This is a genomic window from Mammaliicoccus sp. F-M27 (assembly GCF_022387115.1).
GTDB classification, from domain to species: Bacteria; Bacillota; Bacilli; order Staphylococcales; family Staphylococcaceae; genus Mammaliicoccus; species Mammaliicoccus vitulinus.
The window spans coordinates 171,398-195,454 of the sequence record NZ_JAJNIE010000003.1; the positions used below are offsets into that span (position 1 = coordinate 171,398).

27 protein-coding genes are annotated in these 24,057 nt (G+C 33.3%); 9 read left to right on the forward strand and 18 right to left on the reverse strand.

Annotated features, from left to right (window positions below):
• Nucleotides 1-139: 139 nt before the first annotated feature.
• The 4 genes from LQ598_RS05335 to LQ598_RS05350 all read right to left on the reverse strand — a co-directional run bounded on the left by LQ598_RS05335 (nucleotide 140) and on the right by LQ598_RS05350 (nucleotide 3,346).
• The gene (locus tag LQ598_RS05335; RefSeq protein WP_107537053.1) at nucleotides 140-1,048 is read right to left on the reverse strand and encodes an ABC transporter substrate-binding protein; all 909 of its coding nucleotides are present in this window, start codon (nucleotides 1,046-1,048) and stop codon (nucleotides 140-142) included.
• A 93-nt stretch (nucleotides 1,049-1,141) separates the two neighbouring features.
• Nucleotides 1,142-1,948, reverse strand: a complete 807-nt coding sequence (locus LQ598_RS05340; RefSeq protein ID WP_107537052.1) for a MetQ/NlpA family ABC transporter substrate-binding protein — start codon at nucleotides 1,946-1,948, stop codon at nucleotides 1,142-1,144.
• A gap of 7 nt (nucleotides 1,949-1,955) precedes the next feature.
• Nucleotides 1,956-2,627 (reverse strand): metal ABC transporter permease EmtB, encoded by a 672-nt coding sequence (gene emtB, locus LQ598_RS05345; RefSeq protein WP_016912396.1) that lies wholly within the window; start codon nucleotides 2,625-2,627, stop codon nucleotides 1,956-1,958.
• Nucleotides 2,624-3,346 carry an ATP-binding cassette domain-containing protein gene (locus LQ598_RS05350; RefSeq protein ID WP_107592893.1) on the reverse strand — a complete coding sequence of 241 codons (723 nt, stop codon included), beginning with the start codon at nucleotides 3,344-3,346 and terminating at the stop codon, nucleotides 2,624-2,626. Before LQ598_RS05350 ends, emtB begins: the two co-directional genes overlap by 4 nt.
• Before the next feature lie 199 nt (nucleotides 3,347-3,545).
• Between LQ598_RS05350 and hemQ the strand changes: the two genes are divergently transcribed.
• On the forward strand, nucleotides 3,546-4,298 hold the full coding sequence (hemQ, locus tag LQ598_RS05355) for a hydrogen peroxide-dependent heme synthase (RefSeq protein ID WP_016912398.1): 753 nt from the start codon (nucleotides 3,546-3,548) through the stop codon (nucleotides 4,296-4,298).
• Nucleotides 4,299-4,438: 140 nt separating this feature from the next.
• Here the strand turns inward: hemQ and gltS are convergent, their stop codons facing one another.
• Nucleotides 4,439-5,647 carry a sodium/glutamate symporter gene (gltS, locus tag LQ598_RS05360; protein ID WP_016912399.1) on the reverse strand — a complete coding sequence of 403 codons (1,209 nt, stop codon included), beginning with the start codon at nucleotides 5,645-5,647 and terminating at the stop codon, nucleotides 4,439-4,441.
• 295 nt (nucleotides 5,648-5,942) lie between these two features.
• Between gltS and LQ598_RS05365 the strand changes: the two genes are divergently transcribed.
• Entirely contained in the window at nucleotides 5,943-7,298 is a 1,356-nt protein-coding gene (locus LQ598_RS05365) for an APC family permease (RefSeq protein ID WP_103322674.1), read from the forward strand.
• A 530-nt stretch (nucleotides 7,299-7,828) separates the two neighbouring features.
• Here LQ598_RS05365 and LQ598_RS05370 read toward each other — a convergent pair.
• The 4 genes from LQ598_RS05370 to LQ598_RS05385 are packed head-to-tail and all read right to left on the reverse strand — an operon-like array spanning nucleotide 7,829 to nucleotide 10,737.
• On the reverse strand, nucleotides 7,829-9,307 hold the full coding sequence (locus LQ598_RS05370; RefSeq protein ID WP_107592892.1) for an APC family permease: 1,479 nt from the start codon (nucleotides 9,305-9,307) through the stop codon (nucleotides 7,829-7,831).
• 51 nt (nucleotides 9,308-9,358) lie between these two features.
• Nucleotides 9,359-9,721 carry a DUF423 domain-containing protein gene (locus LQ598_RS05375; RefSeq protein WP_016913136.1) on the reverse strand — a complete coding sequence of 121 codons (363 nt, stop codon included), beginning with the start codon at nucleotides 9,719-9,721 and terminating at the stop codon, nucleotides 9,359-9,361.
• 21 nt (nucleotides 9,722-9,742) lie between these two features.
• The gene (locus tag LQ598_RS05380) at nucleotides 9,743-10,081 is read right to left on the reverse strand and encodes a DUF5327 family protein (protein WP_103322672.1); all 339 of its coding nucleotides are present in this window, start codon (nucleotides 10,079-10,081) and stop codon (nucleotides 9,743-9,745) included.
• The gene (locus LQ598_RS05385) at nucleotides 10,078-10,737 is read right to left on the reverse strand and encodes a uracil-DNA glycosylase (RefSeq protein WP_016913134.1); all 660 of its coding nucleotides are present in this window, start codon (nucleotides 10,735-10,737) and stop codon (nucleotides 10,078-10,080) included. Before LQ598_RS05385 ends, LQ598_RS05380 begins: the two co-directional genes overlap by 4 nt.
• Nucleotides 10,738-10,851: 114 nt before the next feature.
• Between LQ598_RS05385 and thiD the strand changes: the two genes are divergently transcribed.
• On the forward strand, nucleotides 10,852-11,682 hold the full coding sequence (gene thiD / locus LQ598_RS05390; protein WP_103322671.1) for a bifunctional hydroxymethylpyrimidine kinase/phosphomethylpyrimidine kinase: 831 nt from the start codon (nucleotides 10,852-10,854) through the stop codon (nucleotides 11,680-11,682).
• 308 nt (nucleotides 11,683-11,990) lie between these two features.
• Here thiD and LQ598_RS05395 read toward each other — a convergent pair whose 3' ends face one another.
• From LQ598_RS05395 to LQ598_RS05410, 4 genes are all read right to left on the reverse strand, one after another.
• Nucleotides 11,991-12,326 (reverse strand): hypothetical protein, encoded by a 336-nt coding sequence (locus LQ598_RS05395; RefSeq protein ID WP_213017701.1) that lies wholly within the window; start codon nucleotides 12,324-12,326, stop codon nucleotides 11,991-11,993.
• A gap of 95 nt (nucleotides 12,327-12,421) precedes the next feature.
• Nucleotides 12,422-13,162: a glucosamine-6-phosphate deaminase gene (nagB, locus tag LQ598_RS05400; protein WP_107559089.1), complete on the reverse strand. Its 741-nt coding sequence runs from the start codon at nucleotides 13,160-13,162 to the stop codon at nucleotides 12,422-12,424.
• A gap of 2 nt (nucleotides 13,163-13,164) precedes the next feature.
• The gene (locus LQ598_RS05405) at nucleotides 13,165-13,833 is read right to left on the reverse strand and encodes an N-acetylmannosamine-6-phosphate 2-epimerase (RefSeq protein ID WP_016912557.1); all 669 of its coding nucleotides are present in this window, start codon (nucleotides 13,831-13,833) and stop codon (nucleotides 13,165-13,167) included.
• Between the two features lie 18 nt (nucleotides 13,834-13,851).
• Nucleotides 13,852-15,384, reverse strand: coding sequence for a PTS transporter subunit EIIC (locus LQ598_RS05410; RefSeq protein WP_016912558.1), 1,533 nt, complete (start codon nucleotides 15,382-15,384; stop codon nucleotides 13,852-13,854).
• A gap of 125 nt (nucleotides 15,385-15,509) precedes the next feature.
• Between LQ598_RS05410 and LQ598_RS05415 the strand changes: the two genes are divergently transcribed.
• From LQ598_RS05415 to folE2, 4 genes are all read left to right on the forward strand, one after another.
• The gene (locus LQ598_RS05415; protein ID WP_016912559.1) at nucleotides 15,510-16,316 is read left to right on the forward strand and encodes a MurR/RpiR family transcriptional regulator; all 807 of its coding nucleotides are present in this window, start codon (nucleotides 15,510-15,512) and stop codon (nucleotides 16,314-16,316) included.
• A gap of 78 nt (nucleotides 16,317-16,394) precedes the next feature.
• Nucleotides 16,395-16,754, forward strand: coding sequence for a YojF family protein (locus LQ598_RS05420; protein WP_016912560.1), 360 nt, complete (start codon nucleotides 16,395-16,397; stop codon nucleotides 16,752-16,754).
• A 12-nt stretch (nucleotides 16,755-16,766) separates the two neighbouring features.
• Nucleotides 16,767-17,435, forward strand: coding sequence for a bacillithiol biosynthesis deacetylase BshB2 (gene bshB2, locus LQ598_RS05425; RefSeq protein WP_107536368.1), 669 nt, complete (start codon nucleotides 16,767-16,769; stop codon nucleotides 17,433-17,435).
• An 18-nt stretch (nucleotides 17,436-17,453) separates the two neighbouring features.
• Nucleotides 17,454-18,332 (forward strand): GTP cyclohydrolase FolE2, encoded by an 879-nt coding sequence (folE2, locus tag LQ598_RS05430; RefSeq protein ID WP_016912562.1) that lies wholly within the window; start codon nucleotides 17,454-17,456, stop codon nucleotides 18,330-18,332.
• Between the two features lie 53 nt (nucleotides 18,333-18,385).
• Here the strand turns inward: folE2 and LQ598_RS05435 are convergent, their stop codons facing one another.
• From LQ598_RS05435 to tadA, 3 genes are all read right to left on the reverse strand, one after another.
• Complete coding sequence (locus LQ598_RS05435) at nucleotides 18,386-18,967, reverse strand: NADPH-dependent FMN reductase (protein ID WP_107536369.1); 582 nt, start codon at nucleotides 18,965-18,967, stop codon at nucleotides 18,386-18,388.
• A gap of 105 nt (nucleotides 18,968-19,072) precedes the next feature.
• Nucleotides 19,073-19,942, reverse strand: a complete 870-nt coding sequence (locus tag LQ598_RS05440; RefSeq protein WP_239745337.1) for a Cof-type HAD-IIB family hydrolase — start codon at nucleotides 19,940-19,942, stop codon at nucleotides 19,073-19,075.
• Between the two features lie 59 nt (nucleotides 19,943-20,001).
• Nucleotides 20,002-20,484: a tRNA adenosine(34) deaminase TadA gene (gene tadA / locus LQ598_RS05445; RefSeq protein ID WP_103322198.1), complete on the reverse strand. Its 483-nt coding sequence runs from the start codon at nucleotides 20,482-20,484 to the stop codon at nucleotides 20,002-20,004.
• A gap of 68 nt (nucleotides 20,485-20,552) precedes the next feature.
• Between tadA and LQ598_RS05450 the strand changes: the two genes are divergently transcribed.
• Nucleotides 20,553-21,167, forward strand: coding sequence for a deoxynucleoside kinase (locus tag LQ598_RS05450; RefSeq protein ID WP_103322199.1), 615 nt, complete (start codon nucleotides 20,553-20,555; stop codon nucleotides 21,165-21,167).
• On the forward strand, nucleotides 21,157-21,825 hold the full coding sequence (locus LQ598_RS05455; RefSeq protein WP_016912566.1) for a deoxynucleoside kinase: 669 nt from the start codon (nucleotides 21,157-21,159) through the stop codon (nucleotides 21,823-21,825). Before LQ598_RS05450 ends, LQ598_RS05455 begins: the two co-directional genes overlap by 11 nt.
• Before the next feature lie 332 nt (nucleotides 21,826-22,157).
• Here the strand turns inward: LQ598_RS05455 and LQ598_RS05460 are convergent, their stop codons facing one another.
• A complete protein-coding gene (locus tag LQ598_RS05460) occupies nucleotides 22,158-22,868 on the reverse strand; it encodes an HAD family hydrolase (protein ID WP_107557147.1) in 711 nt (236 codons plus the stop codon).
• A 63-nt stretch (nucleotides 22,869-22,931) separates the two neighbouring features.
• Nucleotides 22,932-24,026 (reverse strand): branched-chain amino acid aminotransferase, encoded by a 1,095-nt coding sequence (locus LQ598_RS05465; RefSeq protein WP_016913184.1) that lies wholly within the window; start codon nucleotides 24,024-24,026, stop codon nucleotides 22,932-22,934.
• Nucleotides 24,027-24,057 lie beyond the last annotated feature (31 nt).

The following is a 24,057-nucleotide window of genomic DNA, read 5'->3' on the forward strand; positions in this document are numbered from 1 at the left end:
GTATGAACCTACAGATCCGAAACTATCTTTAGACATACTTTACAAAACGATATATAAAAATCTCCCAATCCAATTGTTAAATCCAATGGATTGGGAGATTTATTAGCGTTTGATATTTCAAACGCTTCAACATTATATTCTATTTTTTCAATAGTTCTTTCTTAAATGTTTCAGCTTGTTTCTCAACGGAAATTAAGTCACCATATATGGCTTCATCACTTGTATAATAAATAACATTTCCGTTTTTCACTGCTTTATTATTTTTCCAAATTGTTGATTCAGTAAATTCTATATTAGGCTTTTTACCATCCTTAGTTGGGATGAATAAGTAGTCACCTGAATAATCATTAAATTTTTCTTTTGGAACTTTCATAAATTTCTCAGCTGGCATTGCTTTTTTAGCTTCTGGATCTTCTTTCAATTTAAACCCGTCATATATGGCATCACTACCTCTACCAAATCGAGCTCCGAATTGATAAATGTCTTTTGCTTGTACGTCCATTATTGATGCAGTCTTATCTTCACCAATATGTTTTTTAATTTCTTTGCCATCTTTTAATAATTTATCTGATAAATCTTCAGCTTGTTTTTTTGCTTTTTCTTCTTTGTTTACTAATTTACCGTATTCAATATGCGTACCTTTATAATCAGTATCTTGTACTTTTAATGAAACAGTCGGTGCAATTTTTGAAAGCTTATTATTATTTTTGTTCTCTTTATATGTAACAATTAAATCTGGTTTAAGTTTTGCTGCAGCTTCAACATCTTCTGGATCTACTTTTTTAACATCTTTCATGTCTAAATATTTCGAGTCTGGAAATACACTCGTTATCCCGATTGGTTCTACTCCTAATTTTTTCAGATTACCATAATTAGCAGTAAGCAATAGAATACGTTTAGGATTTTTAGGTATTTTGACTTTATCTCCACTTTCAGTAGTAAACGTTCTTTCTTTGCTATCATTTTTACTACTAGAAGCTTCATTTTTATTCCCGCAAGCAGCCAATAATAAAGATAAACACAACACAAAGCTTAATATTTTTTTCATTTATTGCACCTCTTCTTTTAATTGATAACTATTATCAATTATATACGATTAATCAACTTATTCAATATATATCGAAAAGTAAATATTGTACGATTAGAATGACGGTATTAATGTATCTTTATGTTGTTCTTTTAAATATTTTTTCACTGCGTCACTTTTCATTGCTTTATTTAATGCTTTAATTTTTTCGGAATCTTTATTATCTTCTCTCGCAACTAATTGTATAGAAAAGCGGTTATCAATATTTTTTTCTAAGAATAATGCGTCAGCTGGTTTTAATCCTATTTTTGAAATATAAGTTGGATAGTTATAAACAAGTGATACATCTTTCTCACTATAAGTTTCTGCTAAATTAAGTAAGTCTACTTTTAACCATTTAAAATCTTTAGGATTTTCTATAATATCTTTAGTTGTTCCGTTGACGCCAACGCCATCTTTTAATTTGATTAATCCTTGTTCTTCAAGAATTGCTAAAGCTCTTCCCTCGTTTGAGATGTCATTAGGTATCGCAACTTTAGTTCCTTTTGGTATCGCGTTAATATCTTTATATTTTTTAGAATAAAAACCTACCTTTGCATCGTAAATCGGTTGTATCGTTGCTAAGTTAGCATCTCTTTCTTTATTGTATTTTTCCATAAAGGGTTTATGCTGAGCGAAACTTGCATCCGCTTCTTTACTACTAACCATGTCGTTATAAGCAACATTATCGTTAACTTGTACGAGTTTGATTTCCCATCCGTCTTTTTTAGCCTCTTTAGCTGCTTCTTTTACAACATCTGTCATAGGAGGTGCTTGTGAAGCGACTTTAATAACTTTGTCTTCATTATCTTTCTTATTCGCGCCACAACCAGAAATGATCACACTAAACATTAATATAAAAACAAATAAACTTTTTTTCATATCTACACTACTTCCTTTTGTCTAATTTTCGGGAAAGATTGTTCCCTAACATTTGAATGATAAATACACTAATAATAATGATAATAATTGAAAAATACATCACTTCATTTTCATAACTTTGGTAACCGTAGCGAATAGCAAAATCTCCTATGCCACCTCCGCCAACAATGCCCATAACAGTTGAATAAGAAACCATACTCACTGTTGTCGTCGTGTAAGCTAATATAATACCACTACGTGATTCTACTAATATAAAATTCCAAATATATTTTAGTTTGGTAGCACCTAATGATTCTGCCAACGTCTTAATATCACCAGGTATATCTAGTAATACTTGTTCAACTAACCTTGAGAATATTGCGATGCCAACAATACTCAACGGTATTATAGATGGATAAGGCCCAAAAGCACTTCCTAAAATGAGTCGCGTTAATGGTATTAAACTGATTACAAATAATAAATATGGGAATGAGCGAATAAAAGTAATCAAGAAATTAAAAGACCAATAATAGTTGATATTTAATTCTTTAATACTTGGATTCGATAAAAACAGTGCAATTCCTAGAGGTAGACCTATTAATAAAGTCATAATCATTGAGTACCCTAGCATAATACAAGTCTCTTGTAATGATTGAATCAGTTCCGGTAAATAATAATTGATTTTTTCTAAAAAAGTCATCCTTCAATACTCCGTTTAACGTTTTCTAAATAAGAAGCAGTGTTCTTTTCTGCACTTTTATTTCTATTCTCAATAATATCTAGCAATTGACCGTCCTCCATAACACAAACTTTTTCACATAATTGTTTCACAACACTCAACTCGTGTGTAACAAAGATGATTGTAATATTGAATTCATTGTTAATATTTTTGAGCATTTTAATAATGGTTTCAGTGTTGTTCTCGTCTAAACTACTCGTTGCTTCATCACATAATAGAATATCTGGATTTCTAACTAAAGCGCGTGCCAATGCAACACGTTGCTTCTCTCCTCCAGATAATTGTGAAGGATAGCTTTTCGCTTTATCTTCTAAGCCAACAAATTGTATCAGTTCATTCACTTTATGCTGATCTTCTTTGTTGATGATTTTCAGAGGTAAAGCTATATTCTGATAAACATTCAAGTTATTCAATAAATTATAATTTTGAAAAACCATACCGATTTTTTCTTTATATTTTCGAATGACCTTTTTAGATGCATCATTAATTGCTTTTTCATCAAAAATAATTTGACCTTCAGTTGGCTGCTCTATAAAATTAAGCATCTTTAATAAAGTCGATTTCCCTGATCCACTCTTTCCTACAATCCCTGTTATAGAACCTGATTCTATAGTTAAAGAAAAGTTTTGAACAGCATACTTATCGTTATATTTTTTTGATACATTTTCTAATTTATACAAATTTTTACTCCTAGTTAATATTTTTAAAATTGATTCTATAATCATTATCCAATAATTGAAATCGATAATCAATGTCAATAAATTTCATTTTCACGATATTTTCCTTTCACAACAATGTAAACAGTTGAGTCATATATTCGCTTTCTAGTATGATAGACTTATAAAGAAGATATTATTTTCTAAAAGGAGCGAAAGTAAAATGAACGAAGCAGCAAAAACATTAGATGGTTGGTACAGCTTGCATTTATTTTATGCAATAGATTGGACAAGCCTTAAAACTGTACCAGAAGATGATAGAACTACAATGATTAATGAATTCAAAACTTTCCTTGAAGCATTAGAAACAGTTCATAATAACAAAGAAGGTTCACATGCTTTCTACAACATTACAGGTCAAAAAGCAGACTTAATGTTATGGTTCTTACGTCCTGACGTTAAGCAATTGAACGTTTTAGAAAATGAATTTAACAAATTAAACATCAGTGATTTCTTAATTCCTACTTATTCTTATGTTTCAGTAGTAGAACTTTCAAACTATCTTGCTGGTGATTCTGATGAAGATCCATATGAAAATCCACATGTAAAAGCAAGATTATATCCAGAAGTTCCACGTTCTGAATACGTGTGTTTCTATCCAATGGATAAAAGACGTGACGGTGATGATAACTGGTATATGCTAGATATGGATCACAGACGTAGCTTAATGCGTTCTCACGGTTTAATTGGACGTAGCTATGCAGGCAAAGTAAAACAATTCATTACGGGTTCTGTAGGCTTAGACGACTACGAATGGGGTGTAACATTATTTAGTGATGACATGTTACAATTCAAAAAATTAATCTATGAAATGCGTTTCGATGAAGTTTCAGCTAAATATGGTGACTTCGGTGCATTCTATGTAGGTAACATTTTAAATATTGATGAATTAGATACATTCTTTCAATTAAATTAATATCTAGTAGTTGAGACATTACGCTCAACTTAAAATAAATAAACATATCACGCTACTGATTTTACGCAGTAAATCGTGATATGTTTATTTTTTATTCATTCTTATGATTTTTGTATGAATCATTTATATCATACTAGTTTTTAGCTAAATAGATTAATAAATAACGTAACGATTGGAACACCTAATAAATCAATTAGGAATGCGCCAACTACTGGTACGACTAAATAAGCTTTTGGCGAGGCACCAAATTTCTTCGTAATAACATCTAAGTTTGCCATCGCGTTCGGTGTCGCACCTAATCCATGGCCAATAAATCCACCGATCATAACTGCTGCGTCATAATTTTTCCCTAACCCTCTGAATACGACAAAGACTGAGAACAGTACGATAAACACGATTTGCGCTAATACGATAATCGTTAATGGTAGAGCGAGTTGGTATATTTCTGTTAACTCAATACTCATTAAAGCGATTGATAAGAATAAACTTAATGTAACGTCGCTTACTCGATTGGTAATTTTCATATCAATGATATTTAAATTACCATAATCCGAGATATTTCTAATAATTACTGCCACAAACATCGCGCCTACATAAACTGGAATATTGATACCTGTTAAATCCGTAAATCCTTCGCCAATAAATGTACCAATAGCCATACAAACAGCGATAATTGTAAACTGAACGATAAACACTGTAGTTGGATTCATTCTACTATGTAAATTTTCATTGTATTCTACTTCACTATAATCTAAACCAGAATCTTTAGCGTCTTCAGGTTTTAGATCGAACTTTTTAATTAAATATTTAACAACTGGTCCACCAATTAATCCACCGGCAACCAACCCTAATGTAGCTGCTGCAAGTGCTGCTGTTACAGCGGAATTAACACCTAAACTTTCTAAAGTTTGACCATAAGCTGCTGCATTCCCATGTCCACCTTCCATCGACATAGAACCAGCAGTTAAGCCTAGTAAAGGTGGTATATTTAATACTTTTGCTAATGAAACACCTATAACGTTTTGACAAAATGCTAATACGCCACAAAAGACGAAGTATAGTATTAACACTTTACCACCAAGTTTTAATAATTTTAATGATGCTCCTAAACCTATTGTTGTAAAGAAAGCGAGCATAAAGAAGTTTTGAATAAAATCAGAATCTAACTTAATCGTTATGATATTTGTTGATTGTAAAATTGCTACTAATATTGCAAATAATAATCCACCAATTACTGGAGCAGGAATACATAAACGTCTCAAAATAGAAACATTACTTACTACCGCTTCTCCTAATAAAAGTAGGATACATGCTAGTGCCAATGTTGTAATAGCATCGAGCTCTAACATTTTACATTCCTCCTTAAACAACAACATTATTTCTATTGTGCTTTATCAATTTTAAAGAAATCGCTTTCAATCCATGATGAACATTATACATACCGATTATTAAAAAATCTACCATATATTTTTTAAAATAAAATAAATTTTCAAACTATATATTTATCTAAATTTTCAGATATTAATACATCAAATAAAAAATTCTTTAATATTAAAATTTCCGATATACAAATATGCTGTATCGTGTATATTAGGCTATATAAAGATATATCATTCATTGAAATTTTATACATAAGGAGTAGTTATGAAACATAATCAAGAACAATCATTACAGAAATCAATCGGATTAATGACTGCTATTACTATTGTTGTTGGTACGATTATCGGGTCAGGTGTATTCGTGAAACCAGCTGTTGTTTTAACATATGCTGGTACTAGTAATATGGCAATTCTTGCTTGGGTTGTTGGGGGCGTATTAACTTTAGCTGCTGGTTTAACAATTTCTGAAATCGGAGCTCAAATTCCCAAAACTGGTGGATTATATGCTTATATTCGTGATATTTACGGTCCATTTTGGGGCTTCTTAACAGGTTGGGTTCAAACGATTATATATGGACCGGCCATTATCGTATCACTTGTATTATTTTTCGGTATACTTGTCACAAATTTCTTTAGTATTAGTAACAATATGAGCGTTTGGGTTGGATTACTCGCACTCATCTTTTTAACAATTGTAAATATTTTAGGTACAAAGTTTGGCGGACTTATGCAAAACGTCACAACTATTGCTAAACTCATTCCTGTATTTGCAATTATCATATTCGGATTACTTTGGGGTAACGAAGGTATTTTCGGTCAAGATGTAACATCACTCATTAAAACGGACGGAGAAATAAACTTCGGTCGTGCTGTCCTTGCAACGTTATTTGCCTATGACGGTTGGATCATGTTAACGAATATGACTGGAGAAATGAAAAAGCCACAAAGAAATTTACCATTGGCAATGTTAATCGGTTTATTAATTGTAACACTTGCTTATGTGCTCATTAACATCGCTGTATTTCATGTGATACCTGCAGCTGAATTAGTAGGATTAGGAAACACAGCTAGTGCAGAAGCTGCAAAAACATTATTCGGTGACATAGGTTCAAAAATTGTGAATATCGGTGTCATCATTTCAATATTCGGTTGTTTAAACGGAAAAATCATTACCTTCCCACGTATTCCATTTGCTATGGCTGAAGATGGTTTATTACCAATGCATAAGTTTGTGGGATATATTAGTCCTAAATTCAAATCACCATTAGGCGCATTAACAACTGTATTCGGAATCTCATTCTTGCTCATCATCTTAACATTGTTATTCCCAGAAACAGTGAATGCAGACTATTTATCAGAAGTAACCATATTTATTATTTATATTTTCTATATGATGGCATTCGTAGGGTTATTTATTCTTAGAAAACGCAACAAAGACGTTAAACGAGCATATTCCGTACCGTTGTATCCTTTCATTCCATTATTAGCACTGCTAGGTGGCGCTTTTATTATTATCAATACACTCATCTCAGACTTTATGGGCTCATTATATTCATTGATAATATTAGCAATAGGTATTCCGGTTTATATGTACTTAAAAAACAAACAAAAAACAGACTAGTTTCTAGTTTGTTTTTTTGTCTTTTTTACATGTTTCATTCAAATATTATACTAAAAGAGTTCATATTTTTGGGTTCAGTACAGACATTGCCTATGTCGTGAGTTAAGTCTGAGGTTAATCCAAGACATTGCCTATGTCGTGAGTTAAGTCCAAAGTTAATCCAAGACATCGCTCAACTCGTGAGTTAAGTCTGAAGTTAATCCAAGACATCGCTCAACTCGTGAGTTTATTCCGAAGTTAACCCAAGACATTTTTGTACATACTTAAATTGTCATTTTTGTGCTGATTTTGTAAAGTGCTGACGCCCGGGGGAATAGTATGTGAGAGAGACTACAGGCTCGAGCCATACCCCAGGCAAGCATGCACTTTACAAAATCATTATAGGTTAGGACATTTATGTCTCAGTTTCTTATCAACTATCTTATTCAAATAGAACCTTGAACTCAAAGTTTTAATTGAGACTCAACAAAAAAAGACTGCCAACATGTTCACTTTAAGTAACTTTGTTGGCAGTCTGTTTTTTGTTTTATCTATTTTTTCACATCTGTTTTGGCTTCTAAATCTATCATTTCTTCTTTAGTCTTATCTAAGACTAAGTAGTTTAATTCATCGTTTGTCATTTTTTTAAGTGATGGGTATCTGATCATAAAGAATACAATTCCAAGCACTAACCAGACAAATAATGCAATGTAAGATGGTAATGATAAGCTTGCGGGTGATCCTGGAATAAGTAATAAGCATAAGAATATTCCTGCGATAACCGCCCCGATGATCGCAAATGTTTTATATTTCGGATGATACATCATACTTCTTTTGTCATATGAGAACAGTTTGAATGCTGATAAACATGTTATGAAATATGCGATTGATACGCCTGTTGAAGACATATCTACAATCCATGTTAAAGCCGTTCTACCTAACCAAGGTGCTACTAATGCAAGCACTAATATAAATATAATACTGATATATGGCGTATTATATTTTGGGTGTAATTTTTTAAAGACACTTGGCATAACAGATGCTCTACCCATAGAGAATAACAATCTACTAGAACTCATAAAGAATCCGTTCAAACCTGTAAATATGCCCATCATGATTGCCACAACTAACACTGCTAACCCTACGAACGAGAAGGCTTCTTGAACGACTGATCCAGTTATCCATAAGTTTCCACCAACTGCTGATGCGTCTTTAAATAACCAACTTGTCAACAATATCATCATGACATAAGTTAATGCTGAAGCGATTAAACTAAATACGATTAACTTAAATGTCTTACTTGGTGCAAAGTTAAATTCTTCTGCTGTTTGAGGGATATTATCAAACCCTACATATGCCCAAGGTGCAACAGCTAAAATGATTACAATAGATGAGAGCCAACCTTCGTCATTATTAACGACTGGATTAACGTTAGAGAATGAAAAATCTTGAGTGAAAAATGAACCTGCAAATAACAATATAACGACAACTGCTAAAATCACGCAGAATACATACTGTAAACTACCTGAAAAACTTGAGCCTTTTATACTTATCCAAGCAAAAATTAATAGAATAAGTGACGATAGTAAAATTTCTGTTATGTACACGTCCCAACCTGCGACTGTATATAATTTACCTTGTTCTAAAAATCCTGGCATAATAAATTTGAAAAGCAGACTAAATGCTGAAGCATTTAATGCAACGATACATATATAACCAAATGTTAGAAACCAAGATGAGAAGAAGGATACATATTTACCGAATCCTAAATATCCAAAAGCAAAAGCACCACCGGAAACCGGGAACTTCTCAACTAGTGCGCCATAACTTACTGCGATAACAATCATCAGTAAAGCGCCGATAAAGATACCGATTGATGCACCTAACGGCCCAGCTTGAGCAATCCAATCACCAGGTAGTATAAATGCACCCCACCCGATACTCGAACCGTATGCAATAGCCCATACAAATTTTTCTGATAAATTTTTATCTAAATTTCCTCTTGATAAATCTTTCTTATTCCTTGCCATAAATGTTCCACCCTTATATTTATATTTCGTGAAACGTCATTAAACTTCTTCTTAAACTTTCCAAACTGCAATTACAAGTAATATCCAACTTGCAATAAACAACACGCCGCCAATTGGTGTAATAGCGCCTAATATTTTAATTTGTGTAACAGCTAATATATATAATGAACCACTAAAGAATACGATACCAAATGTCATCAACCAACCCGCGACATTTAAACTAGCTGAAGTTGTCCCTGTAATAATACCAATTAAAATTAAACCTAAAGCATGATACATTTGATATGTTGTAGCTTTTTCCCATATATCTAAATATTTAGCCGACAATTTATTTTCTAATCCATGCGCACCAAACGCTCCAGCTGCTACTGCGATCATTGCATTAATTGCACCAATAATAATAAATAATTTCATTTTTTACCTTCCTTTCTATTCTTAAAACTCAAATAGTGAATCTCCGTTACCTATTCCATCATCTGTTGTTAACTGCTTATCATTCGCATCAACTGATGATGAATGAGATACTTTTCCACCCATTTTTCTAATTTCTTCATTAGAAACTTGAGGTTTTTCTTTTTTAACTGGCTTTGTTCGAGTTGAAGAGAAGTTTTGTTCCACTTTTATATCGTGTTTAATACCCTCTTCTTTATCAAATAATCCACTTAAAGTATGAATTGCATGCATATGTCGATTAAAAATTTCATTTGTTGAGGCGTTATCAGCGCCTACTAATTCTTCTTCAATGGCCGCAATTAATTGATCTCTACTAATCATAAATTGTCACCTCCACACCAATTTATAGGTTCCTTCCCGCTTGCAATCAAATATTCATTCGTTTTGCTAAATGGTTTAGACCCGAAAAAGCCTCTGTATGCTGACAACGGACTTGGATGCACTGATTGTATAATATGATGTCGTTCAGTATCAATCAGCTTAATTTTAGATTGTGCCGGTTTACCCCATAAGATAAATACAACATCATCCAACTCACGAGAAACACTTTTAATAATTTCATCAGTGAATATTTCCCAGCCAATATTTTTATGAGAATGTGCTTGATGTGCTTCTACAGTTAAAACAGTGTTTAACAACAACACACCTTCCTTAGCCCAATCTTGTAAATGAGGTGTTTCTCGTTGACACCCTATGTCTGCCTCTAATTCTTTATAAATATTTCTTAAAGAAGGCGGAAACTTCCCAGTTGGTTGCACCGAAAAAGCTAAGCCATGTGCTTGATTAGGACCATGATACGGGTCTTGACCAAGTACGACAACTTTCACGCGATCTAAAGGTGTTAAATCAAACGCTTGATAAATATTTTCCTTATCTGGATAAATCGTTTTATTTTGATAAGCTTTTTCTAAAAATGACTCCATTTCAGAAAAGTCATGCTCAGATTTTATATTGTGAAATATTTCTTGCCAATCCATATAATTCACCTCAATAAAAATGATAACATAGCACTAATGAAAAGGTCATAACTATTTTTTACAATTAAAAAACATGATATGATAAAACATATGAAATATTGGGAGGAATCATCAATGGCATTAAAAAAAGTCTTAACAATCGCAGGATCTGACACAAGTGCTGGAGCTGGAATGCAAGCTGATTTAAAAACATTCCAAGAACACGATACTTACGGAATGGTTGCATTAGCAGCAGTCGTTACGATGGACCCACAAACTTGGGCACATGACGTAACGCCATTACCTCTTGATTTATTAGATAAACAGTTAAATACTGCTATTTCAATAGGTCCTGATGCAATAAAAACAGGTATGCTTGGTTCAGAAGAAGTTATTAAACGTGCGCGTCAAGCATATGATGAATCTGGATCTGAAATCTTTGTAGTAGACCCTGTAATGGTCTGTAAAGGCGAGGACGAAGTACTTAACCCAGGAAATACTGAAGCAATGATTAAAGAACTATTACCAAAAGCAACAGTAGTAACACCTAACTTATTTGAAGCAGGTCAACTTTCAGGCTTAGGTAAACTGACTTCAATTGATGATATGAAAAAAGCAGCAGAAAAAATCCATGAATTAGGTGCTCAATATATTGTTATTAAAGGTGGAAAAGCATTAGAATCAGATAAAGCTTATGACTTATACTATGACGGTCAAAAGCATATACTGCTCTCTACTGACAAATTCCAATCTAGTTATAATCATGGTGCAGGATGTACATTCGCAGCAGCAACAACAGCTAATTTAGCAAATGGCGAAACACCAGAAGAAGCCATTAAACACGCTAAAGCATTTGTTGCATCTGCAATTAAAAACGGTTGGAAAATGAATGACTTTGTAGGACCAGTAGATCACGGTGCTTCAAATCGCATTGAAAAAATCGAAGTATACACTGAAGAAGTGTAATAAGAGAGACTGGAACATCGTTCTCAGCTCAAAATCAATAACAACTCATTCCACTGATCTATTCAGCTAGAAATGAGTTGTTATTTTTTTATAATTGGATGAGGTAGGAGCAAATTGGAATCTGAATGTTGCTTGTTTGCTTAGTCTTGCAACATTCGGACCTTCTATGTTGCTTGTTTCGTCAGTCTTGCAACATAGAGCATGTACTTATAAAACAAACAAAAAAAATATAAAAAAAGAGAGCTGATTGAATTTCCATTGTTCAATCGGCTCTCTTTTTAGCTAGAATTTCTATCCCGGCTTCATTATTAATTCATTATGCTAAATTCTGCTGTAACTTTGGCTACAACTTTACGACTCTTAAATAATGTCATTTGGTATTGATAAAATGCATTGTCTTCATGCTTAGTTTCTTTAAGGCATGCTAATTCTGCAGTGTAATTTTCTAGTGTCATAATACGCTCAGTTTGTTCGAATTCACTTTTAATCTGTTTGAGTTTCGTATTATTGCCCATAAATGGCTTGAAACTATTGAATTCTCGAAGAATACTTAATAAATATTGTACCGGTACTTCTTCATAATACTGATACCCCATAATATTACAATAATCCAATACCGCTTCATCATTAAATGAAATACGCATTGTTTCCACTACTTCCACCCGCCATTTCTTAAGGCTAATCTCAGTAGTAATTGTACTTTAAAGCTTATAATCATTCAAGAGAATTTTAATAACGGCTATTCATCATCTTCTTCGCTCAAGTATGCGTTATTATCCAATATAATTTCCACATTCGGATGATTATACAAAGCTGATGCTGGTAAATCCGTTGTAATTTCACCAGTCATTAATTTGCGAATGGCATCAGCCTTTTTAGGTCCATAAGCTAATAGAATAATACGTTTTGCTTTTAATATTGATTGAATACCCATTGATATTGCTTGTTTAGGCACTTCTTCAATTGCTTCAAAGTATCTGCTGTTTGCTTCAATTGTAGACTCTGTTAAATCTACAATACTTGTTAAACTATCAAACGATGTTCCTGGTTCATTAAAGCCGATATGTCCATTTTCACCAATTCCAAGTATTTGAACATCAATCGGCCCTTCTTTATCTAACAAACTTTCATAATGTTTTGTTTCTTGTTGAAGATCTTCAGCTGAACCATTTGGTAAATGAATACGTTCTTCATTCCAAGTTGATAAGTGATTAAACAGAACATCGTGCATATACGTATAATAACTTTCAGAATGGTCATAATCTATTCCAATATATTCATCTAAGTTAAAAGTTGTGATTTCATTTAAATCAAGCTCATTAATTCTAATTAAGTTAACGAGCTGTTCGTATACACGAACCATCGTTCCACCAGTCGCTAAACCTAGAACACTTTTTTTATTTGAAATAATTTGCTTTAATAACTCATTAGCAACATAATGACACGCTTCCTCTTTAGAACCTAAATTAATGATTTGCATTATTATCCCTCTATTTCTTTAATAAATCGCTTTGCTATTTCTAAAGGTCTTGTGATTGCGCCTCCAACTACTGTACAGTGCACACCTAAATCTGTAACACGTTTTAACATTTCTGGTGTCATAACATTGCCTTCAGCTATGACTTTTGCATCCACATGGCTTAGCACATCTTTTAAAAATTGAAAATCATTTTCGTATAGAACATGTCCTTTAGTATAATCCGTATAACCTCTTAATGTCGTACCAACGTAATCAAATCCAAGCTTATCAGCATAAACCGCTTCCTCTAAATCTGATACGTCTGCCATGATTTCTACATTTGGTGCATGTTCTCTAATATATGAAACAAGCTCTTCTAGTGATTCTTTAGGTCTTTCTTGTTTTGTTGCATCTAAAGCTATCACGTCACAACCACTTGCAATTAATTCATCAATTTCTTTTGAAGTAGCTGTAATAAAAACTTTAGAGTCTTTATAATCACGCTTTACAATGCCGATCACTGGTAAATCCACTTCTTCTTTTATTGCTATGATATCTTCTTTCGTATTTGCTCGGATACCTTTAGCACCAGCTTGATACGCTGCTAATGCCATCTTACTCATTATAAATGATGAATGCAATGGTTCTCCCGGTAAAGCTTGGCATGAAACAATTAATCCTTGAGGTAACATTTATATAACACTCCTTCTTTATTCTTCTAAAGCTTCTTCTACTTCATTTTTTATTGTCGTAACATGTGGACCGTATATAATTTGTACACCTGTCCCTTTTCTCACAACACCTCTCGATTCAGTTGATTTAATCACATCTTCATCGAAAAGCTTCTCATCATGAATGGTTACTCTAAGTCTTGTTGCACAACAATCCACAATATCTATATTTTCTTTTCCGCCTAAACCTTTGATAATTGTCTTTGCACGATCGCTTGCATCAACAGACTGTATAGCATCTTCATCTTCACGTCCAGGTGTCTTAAAATTAAACTTCGTAATTAAGAATCTAAATGTCACATAGTATAATAAGAACCAAACAATACCAATTGGAATAACAAGTAAGAAGTTGGTCTTACTATTGCCTTGTAGCACACCAAATAGAATGTAATCAATAAAGCCACCACTAAATGTTTGTCCTATAGTTATGTTAAATATATCCGCCATCATGAATGCTAATCCATCAAATATTGCATGAATAACATATAAAACTGGCGCTATAAATAAGAAACTAAATTCTAATGGCTCTGTAATTCCAGTTAAAAATGACGTCAAAGCTGCTGAAAGCATTAAACCACCAACGACTTTTTTCTTTTCTGGTTTAGCCGTGTGATAAATTGCTAGCGCCGCCCCTAGTAGTCCGAACATCATTGTAATAAATCGACCAGACATATATCTAGAAATACCTGAATAATAATGCGTTAAATTTGCATCTCCCAATTGTGCGAAGAAGATGTTCTGAGTACCTTGCACAACTTTTCCATTAATCTCCATCGTGCCACCTAATGCAGTTTGCCAGAATGGTAAATAGAATATGTGGTGCAAACCAAATGGTCCAAGCATACGTAGAATAAACCCATAAATAAATGTACCGATAACACCTGTTTTATTAACTAGACCACCCGCATTGAATATCCAACCTTGAATCGTTGGCCAAACAAAGAATAAAATGACACCTAGTCCTATAGAAGCAACAGAAGTGACGATAGGTACAAATCTTGACCCGCCGAAGAAACCTAAAAACGGTGGCAATGAAATTTTGTTGTACTTATTATGTAGCATTGCCGTCATAATACCTACAATAATCCCACCAAACACCCCTGTTTCGACAGTTTGAATGCCTAAAACCATCCCTTGACCAGCTTTAGCTAATCCTTCTTGTGCCGCGACATTGTCCGTAATGGTTAATAAAGCGTTCATAGTAGCATTCATAATTAAGAAACCGAGCATAGCGGCTAAACCTGCTGTGCCTTTATCACTTCTCGCTAAACCTATTGCTACCCCGATTGCAAATAATACTGGTAAGTTAGCGAAAACGATATTACCGGCTGAAGACATTAATATAAATATATATTGCAACAAATCAATATCCAAAACTGGATATGCCTTTATTGTGTTTGGGTTGCTCAAAGCGCCACCAATACCTAATAGCAGACCTGCTGCTGGTAAAATAGCAATTGGTAACATAAATGATTTCCCGAATTGTTGTGCTTTATCAAAAACTTTACTCATGTGAACACCTACCTCCCTGTTTAGCCTAAATATAACACCGTGAAAAACATAGTCAATATTATTATTTGTTTTGAAAAACCTTTTCAATTATACTAATCATTATTATATAAATTGAGGTGTAATACATGAATTTTGAAAATCGTATTCAACAATTTTCATACCTTTTCACAAAAGCTGATGAAAAAATAGCAAGTTATATTCTTGATCATCCTGTAGGAGACCATTTTTCTACAATCACATCATTGGCACATGCAATCGAAGTGTCTACTTCTAGCATCACAAGATTTAGTCATAAATTGAACTATCAACACTTCCAAGATATGAAGTTTAATATACAACACACTTATGAAAAATCTGATATTCAAAATGTTCCACTTATCAAAAGAATTCACGAATATCACCAAACGCTCATTCAACAAACGGGCGAATTTATATCCAATCAAAAAATTAATCAATTGATCGATATTCTATCCAATAGCGAACAAACGCTATTTGCTGGTTTAGGAAGTTCTGGCTTAACTGCAACAGAGTTTTACTATCGAACAATGAGAATGGGCATAAATGGTAGTGCTGTAACAGATGCTCATCAAATGAAAATAGGTGCATCATTACTATCAGAGAACGACGCACTTATCGCATTTTCTAACAGCGGTAAGACTGAGGAACTGATTAGTGCTGCAAAAATTGCGAAGTCACAAAACGCTACTGTCATTGCTATTACAAACTATGCTGGTAGTGAACTTACCGCAAATTCTGATATTGTCATCATGACAATTGATCAAACAAGAGTAAACGACAAACAGTTTATTAACACTCAAATTTCCGCACATTTTCTGATTGATGTTGTGAGTTATATGTTGTTAGAACGTCCAAATAATATGAATCGTTATCAACACACTAGAGAAGTTATATTAAAAGATAATAAATCTTAGTGTTGTGAGCAGATTGTATATAAATTTACTCGAGAATTTAGTAGAATAGTAAAGTATATACTATGAGGAGTGAAAGGCATGGAATTAATTCAAGTAGATCAAGTACAAACGCTAATATCAGAGTATGAAAATAAGCCAGTATATCTCCATGTAGAAACAACAAATGGTGCTTACGCTAACCATTTTGATAACAAAGTATTTAATGCTGGCACATTTTTGAGAAACATCCAAGTTACATTTACACATGCTCATTTAACTGGTGGGAATAAAGAACCTTATCGTGTTGGATTAAAATTAGACAACAATGGTTGGGTCTATGTACAAGGTTTAACACATTATGAGGTAACTGAAGATAAAGAACTATTATTAGCAGGACTAAATTATGAAGGACAGCTTGCTGCAACATTAGAAATAAGTAGCAATCCTTTCAAGGATTAAGAGGTGAATACAATGAATGATGAAAGACAAGTATTAGTTATTTTTCCACATCCTGATGACGAAGCATTTGGTACATCTGGTACCCTCAGTAAATTTGTAGATAATGGGACGCCTGTAACTTATGCATGCTTAACTTTAGGACAAATGGGACGTAATCTTGGTAATCCACCTTTTGCTACACGTGAATCTTTACCATATATTAGAGAACGTGAATTGGATGCAGCTGCAGCAGCAATTGGTATTACAGATTTAAGAAAAATGGGTTACAGAGATAAAACAATTGAATTTGAACCTAAAGATGAATTAGATAGTATGGTAAAATCATTAATAGATGAACTTAATCCATCACTTATTATTTCGTTCTATCCTGGTTATTCTGTTCATCCTGACCATGAAGCAACTGCAGATTCAGTTATAAGAACGGTCAGTCGTATGGATGAATCAGCTAGACCTAAATTACATTTAGTAGCATTTAGCAATGACACATATCGTGATTTAGGAGAACCGGATATAAATATAGATATTACTGGTTATGAAGAGCGCAAGATGAAGGTCCTTCAAGCTCATGCGTCTCAAACCGGTCCAATGTTACAAAACCTCGCTTCAAATACACAAGAGGGTGAAGCGGCTAAAGATATGTGGTTGAAGACAGAACATTTCTGGACATATCATATTGAATAGATAGTGGAGGCAATGTGAATGACACAATTAGATTTATCAACACGTGAAGCGCGATGGAAACACTTTGGTTCAGTTGACCCTATCAAAGGCAATAAACCAACTGAAAAAGAAAAAATGCCTGACTTACAGAGCTCTAAGAAAGATTTCCTTTTCGAGATTGAACATGTTGGTATTAAAAACTTAATTTACCCTGTCAGAATAGATGATTTTCAAACTGTTGGGAACTTTGAATTTTCAACAAGTTTAAACCAAGATGAAAAAGGTATTAATATGAGCCGTATTATAGAAAGTGTTGAAAAACATTATGATAACGGTGTGAAATTAGAGTTCGATCATTTAACTACATTATTAAATACCCTTCAATCTGTTATGCTCCAAAATACTGCTTCATTAGATGTTACAGCTAAATGGTTCTTCAATCGTTATAGCCCTATCACTAACCAAAAAGCAGTCGGTCATGCAGATATTAGATATATCCTTTCTGTTTCAGATGATAAAGTGACTCAAAAATCTTTAGGCATTGAAGTGCCAGTCACAACTTTATGTCCATGTTCTAAAGAAATTAGTGAATACTCCGCTCATAACCAACGCGGAATTATCACAGTCCTAATTGATTTGAACCCTGAGATAGACTTACCCGATAATTACAAAGATATCGTATTAGACGGTATGGAGGCTAACGCAAGTTCAATGTTATACCCAATATTGAAACGTACAGACGAAAAAGCCGTAACAGAAAGAGCATATGAAAATCCAAGATTCGTTGAAGACTTAATTAGATTAGTAGCTGCTGATTTAGTAGAACTCGACTGGATAAAAGGATTCGAAATAGAATGTCGTAACGAAGAATCCATACATCAACACGATGCATTTGCAAGATTAAAATATACGAAATAGTATAAAATCATACACAAAAAGGCAACAGCGCTCGCTGTTGCCTTTTTGTGTATTTATAAATTTACTTCTTCTTCTGCTTCAGCCCACGGATTATTTTTAACCAGTTTCGTAATTTGCTCTGTAAATAATTTAACACGCAATTTAATGTCATCTACATCAATATAATATGTGCCACTTTCAGTTTTACCGAAATCAGCATCTTGTGTAGAGATTTGAACTGGAACTGCAATCCCTAATAAGTTTCTCATAATGATTCGCAAATGTGATAACGGTTCTGTGCTTCGCATACCACCACTATTACATATTAAGCCAACAGGTTTCATTTTAAATTGATCCATTGTTAAATGATCTAATGCATTTTTCAAAACGCCCGAATATGAACCGTGGTAATTCGGTGTACCAATGATAATTGCATCTGCTTCTTCAGCTTGTTGTCGTAATTCATTCACATTAATTTTAATACGTTCATCATTTAAATGTCGACCTGATACATCTAAGAACGGTATTGGCTTGTCATATAAATCAAACAAAGTTACTTCTGCACCTTCGTCTTCTAAGTTTCCTCGAACAAATTGTGCAAGGGCATGTGTATGTGAATATTGTTTTGCGCTACCTACAATAAGTAATACTTTCACTGTTGTCACCTCAAAATTTTAATGATATTTCATTACGTATCATTATAACATACTAAAAAACTAAGAATTTGATTTTCAAGAAAAATCATTCTTATGGACGATGTATTAACGATCATAATCTTTTAATGCATGTATAATCGCATTCCCTACACCACTATGTTCGTTACTGTCGGTAATATAATCAGCCATTTCTTTTACTTCAGGTGCTCCGTTTTCCATTGCAACAGCATAACCTGCTTTTTCTAACATTGATACATCATTCAAGTTATCCCCGATTGCCATGACATCTGACATTGGAATGTTTAATTGATCAGCAATTTCTTCTAATGCGATACCCTTTTGTGCATCAGAATGTGTAATTTCAATATTCCCTCTTGAAGATGATGAAACGGCTAAACTTTGAGATTCTGAAATTTCCGATTTAGCTCTATCAATTTTAGATAAATCACTTGAAAAGGCTAATATTTTCAAGATAATCTCTCCTGGACGATTTTCGATTTCATCATAACTATCCACTGTTTTTAACGTGCCATTATCAATTCTACTTTGAATGTTTGCTCGAATCTTTTTAACGTCAGCTTTTTGACCAGCTTTTTCAGCTATATCTATGTATATTTCCAAGTCTTTCTCTGAATCTTCAGTGTAGATACCAAAGTTCGTATAAACTTGATAATAAATATCTTCTTTTTTCAAAACTCCCGTGATTTTATTGATTAAAGGACGTGTTAATTTAGAAGTATGGACGATATTAAATTCCTCATCCCTTACTTCTGCTCCATTTAAACAAATATATGGTAACGATAAGTCTGTTTTTTCAATCGGGCCATTTGCCTCGTAAAACGCTCTACCAGTAGCAATAACTACAGTTATACCTTTAGACTGTGCATATTTTATCGCTTCGTAATTTTCATTAGAAACTTCATGTGCTGCGTTCAATAAAGTACCATCCATATCTGTTGCGATTAACCTTATCATGAAAGTAACCTCTTTTCTTTATATTCAACATAAATTTTAACAAATAAAAGTAATAATCTCTATGAATCTGTATTATTCTGTTTAATTTGTTTTTTTAAGTTCCTTTTTTCTCTAAAAAAGTTTCGAAGCATGTCACCACATTCTTGTTCAAGTATCCCTCTTTCAACCGTAGCGCGATGATTAAAGCGCGTATCTTCTATTAAATTCATAAGGCTACCACTACAGCCACCTTTAGGGTCAGTTGCACCATAGACAACATGAGGTATTCTACTCATTACAATTGCACCTGAACACATGACACAAGGCTCTAAAGTAGCATATAATGTCGTTTCTTCTAATCGCCATGAATTAAGATATTTCGCCGCCTCTTGTATCGCAATCATTTCAGCATGTGCAATCGGACTTTGATCATTTTCTCTTAAATTATGTCCTTTACCAATCACTTCACCTTTATATACGACAATCGCACCAATTGGCACTTCATCCATTTCCCAAGCTTTTTTCGCTTCTTGAATTGCAAGTTTCATATAATTTTCATGCACGCTACATTTCACTCCGTTTAATTTGTGATAGAATAAGTATGTCTATTTTAACATCTGGAGAGATATATATGAAAAAAACCTTTATCGCAATAGAAGGACCAATAGGAGTCGGGAAAAGCTCCTTAACTAAAAAGCTTGCTAAAGCTCTAAATTACACTGAAGAATTTGAAATTGTTGATGAAAATCCATACTTAAGTAATTTCTATGAAGATATTTCTAAATGGAGTTTCCAAACAGAGATGTTCTTCTTATGCCATCGCTACAAACAGTTAACTGATTTAGAAAATATTAATGGTATCGTTAGTGACTATCACATTTTCAAAAATAAAATTTTCGCAAAAAACACTTTAAACGATACTGAATTTGATAAATTTAGTAGAATTTATGATATCTTAACTGAAGATATTCGCATGCCTGACCAAATTATCTTTCTCGATGCATCATTAGAAGTCCTTCAACAACGCATTGCTCATCGAAATAGATCTTATGAAACACAAATTGAAAATAATTACTTAGCACAACTCAAAAGTGATTATAATCAATTCTATGAAGAAGTAAAAAGTGAAATTGATACTATTCAAATAGATACATCTCACTTAGATTTCGTCAATAACACCACAGATTATCAACAAGTATTAACATTATTACAACCTTTGATTGGAGAGATTACACATGACAAATAAAGTCATACCTAGTGATGCTATTATCACAATTGCTGGTACTGTTGGTGTTGGAAAATCATCTTTAACACAAGCACTTAGCGAACGACTAAACTTTAAAACATCATTTGAAAAAGTCGATAACAACCCATATTTAGAAAAATTTTACCACGACTTTGAACGTTGGAGTTTTCACTTACAAATATACTTTTTAGCTGAACGTTTTAAAGAACAAAAAAGAATGTTTGAATACGGTGGAGGATTTATACAAGACCGCTCAATTTACGAAGACGTGGATATATTCGCAAAAATGCATGAAGAACAAGGAACAATGACTAAAGAAGACTATGCGACTTATAGAGATTTGTTTGAAGCAATGGTTATGACACCATATTTCCCTAAACCTGATGCCTTAATATACTTAGAATGTGATTATAACGATGTTATACAACGTATACAAAATCGCGGTCGACAAATGGAAATTGAAACAGATGAAGAATATTGGAAAAAACTATTCTCACGCTATGATAACTGGATTAACAATTTCACAGAATGTCCCGTCGTTCGTGTAAATATTAATGACTATGATTTATACGAAGATCCAGATTCAATCAATCACATTATAGATAAAATCGCTCATGTCATTGAAACTCATCGTTCAATTGATACACGAGTAAAATAAAAGAAAGCTCAACGTAGAACGTTGAGACCAGACTGTCAACAAAGTCACTTAAAGTGAACTTGTTGGCAGTCTTTTTTGTTGAGCCTCAATTAAACCTTTGAGTTCAGCGTTCTATTTGAATAAGGTGATTGGTAATCTTAGACTATGGCAATGTCTTGGATTAACTTCAGACTTAACTCACGACCTTGGCTATGTCTGTACTGAACCCCAAAATATGAGCTTTTGTAGTATGATATTTGAATGAAACATGTAAAAAAGACAAAAAAACCAAACGTTTGTACACATTTGGTTTGTCCACTATCTAAGTTCAACGTAGAACATTGAGCTTTCTTTTATTTATTCCATTCCGCTTCTTGCTTATAAAATTCATTAATATCTTGATAAATATAATCTGCGTCTGCTAAATCTTCTTTATTCCCCGTACCGCTAAGGACACCGACAACTGCTCTGAAGTGTGCGTTTTTACCCATTTGAATATCGGTTGGTGTGTCTCCTATAATCGCAATTTCATTTGGTGATACGTCCCATTTTTTATAAAAGTCTTCTACCATTTTAGGATTTGGCTTTTGATAGCCATTTATGGATGCTGTGATTTTTTCATCAATTAAATGTTCGACACCTGCATCTTTAATGAATCTTTCTGTACCGTCTATGTCATCACTTGTAATGATTGCAATATTATATTGTTTATCTTTAAAAGCTTTTAACGTATCCATCAATCCTTCAATGACAATTGTTTCAGGTTCATATTCACTTATTAAGTCTTTACTTAATTGAACCGTCCATTTTTCAAGTTCTTGTTTGTCGTTTTCTTGTGCATATTTCGTAAACACATTAATGATATCTGATAATGTGCCTGATGCTAGTATGCCACTTGATAAAAATCTATCATTTACATAACCTAGTTCTTCTTGTAAAGATTGCTTATGATCAATGTGATATTTTTCTACAAATCGGTCTATCATAACTAATGAAATTTCTGACCACGTTTCATCAAATTCAAGCAATGTACCGTCTTTATCAAACAATAACCATTTAATCATCTTTTTTTCTCCTTTAAAAAGAGCGACACTACATTTAGTAGGCCGCTCAAGATTATTCAGCTCTTATACTGTTTCGATATGACTTTCTTTTCCTACTACAACTCTCCAACCATGTTTATCTTCTTTTTTACCTGTTTGAATTGCTGTATATTCATCAAATAACGTTTGAGTAATTGGACCAGTCTCATTATTATTAATCGTAATTTCTACATCGTCGTATTTTAAGAATCCAACTGGAGAAATAACTGCTGCTGTTCCTGTACCGAAAATTTCTGTTAAACGACCGTCTTGATGTGCATTAATAATATCATCGATAGATAATCGTTTCTCTTCAGTTTCATAGCCCATTTCTTGAGCAAGTTCCAGTACAGTTTTGCGAGTAATACCTGGTAAAATACTGCCATTTAATTCAGGTGTTACAACTTTACCGTCAATAACGAAGAATATATTCATACTTCCCACTTCTTCGATATATTTTTGTTCAACACCATCTAACCACAATACTTGGTCGAAGCCTAATTCATTAGCACGTGTTTGTGCAATTAAACTAGCCGCATAGTTACCTCCACATTTAGCAAAGCCAACGCCACCTCTTACTGCACGCACAAATTCATCTTCTACATAAATACTTGTTGGTTTCATTTGCTCAGCACCATAATAAGCGCCTACTGGAGAAAGAATCACTAAAAATTCATAGTCCGTAGAAGAACGCACACCTAAGTAAGGTTCTGTAGCGTATACAAATGGTCTAACATATAAAGATTGTCCTTCTCCACTTGGAATCCAATCACGCTCTAAATCTACAAGTTGTAATAAACCATTCAGCACTTTTTCTTCATCTATTTGAGGCATTTCAAGTCTTTTTAAAGATAAATTAATTCTCTTGAAATTTTGATCCGGTCTAAATAATGTAACATCATCGCCGTCTTTATATGCTTTCATACCTTCAAATACTGTTTGGCCATAATGGAGACCTTGCGCACTTGGTGATAAAGTAATCGGCCCGTATGGAATAATTTTAGGCTCTGACCAGCCTTCACCCTGTTTATATGACATAGATAGCATATAATCAGTAAAGATTTCGCCAAAGACCAAATTTTGAAAGTCCGGTTTTTCTTTGAGCTGTTCACGCTTTTCTACGTAAAATGTTTCTGACATAATGATTCCTCCTAGGCTAATTAATAATTAA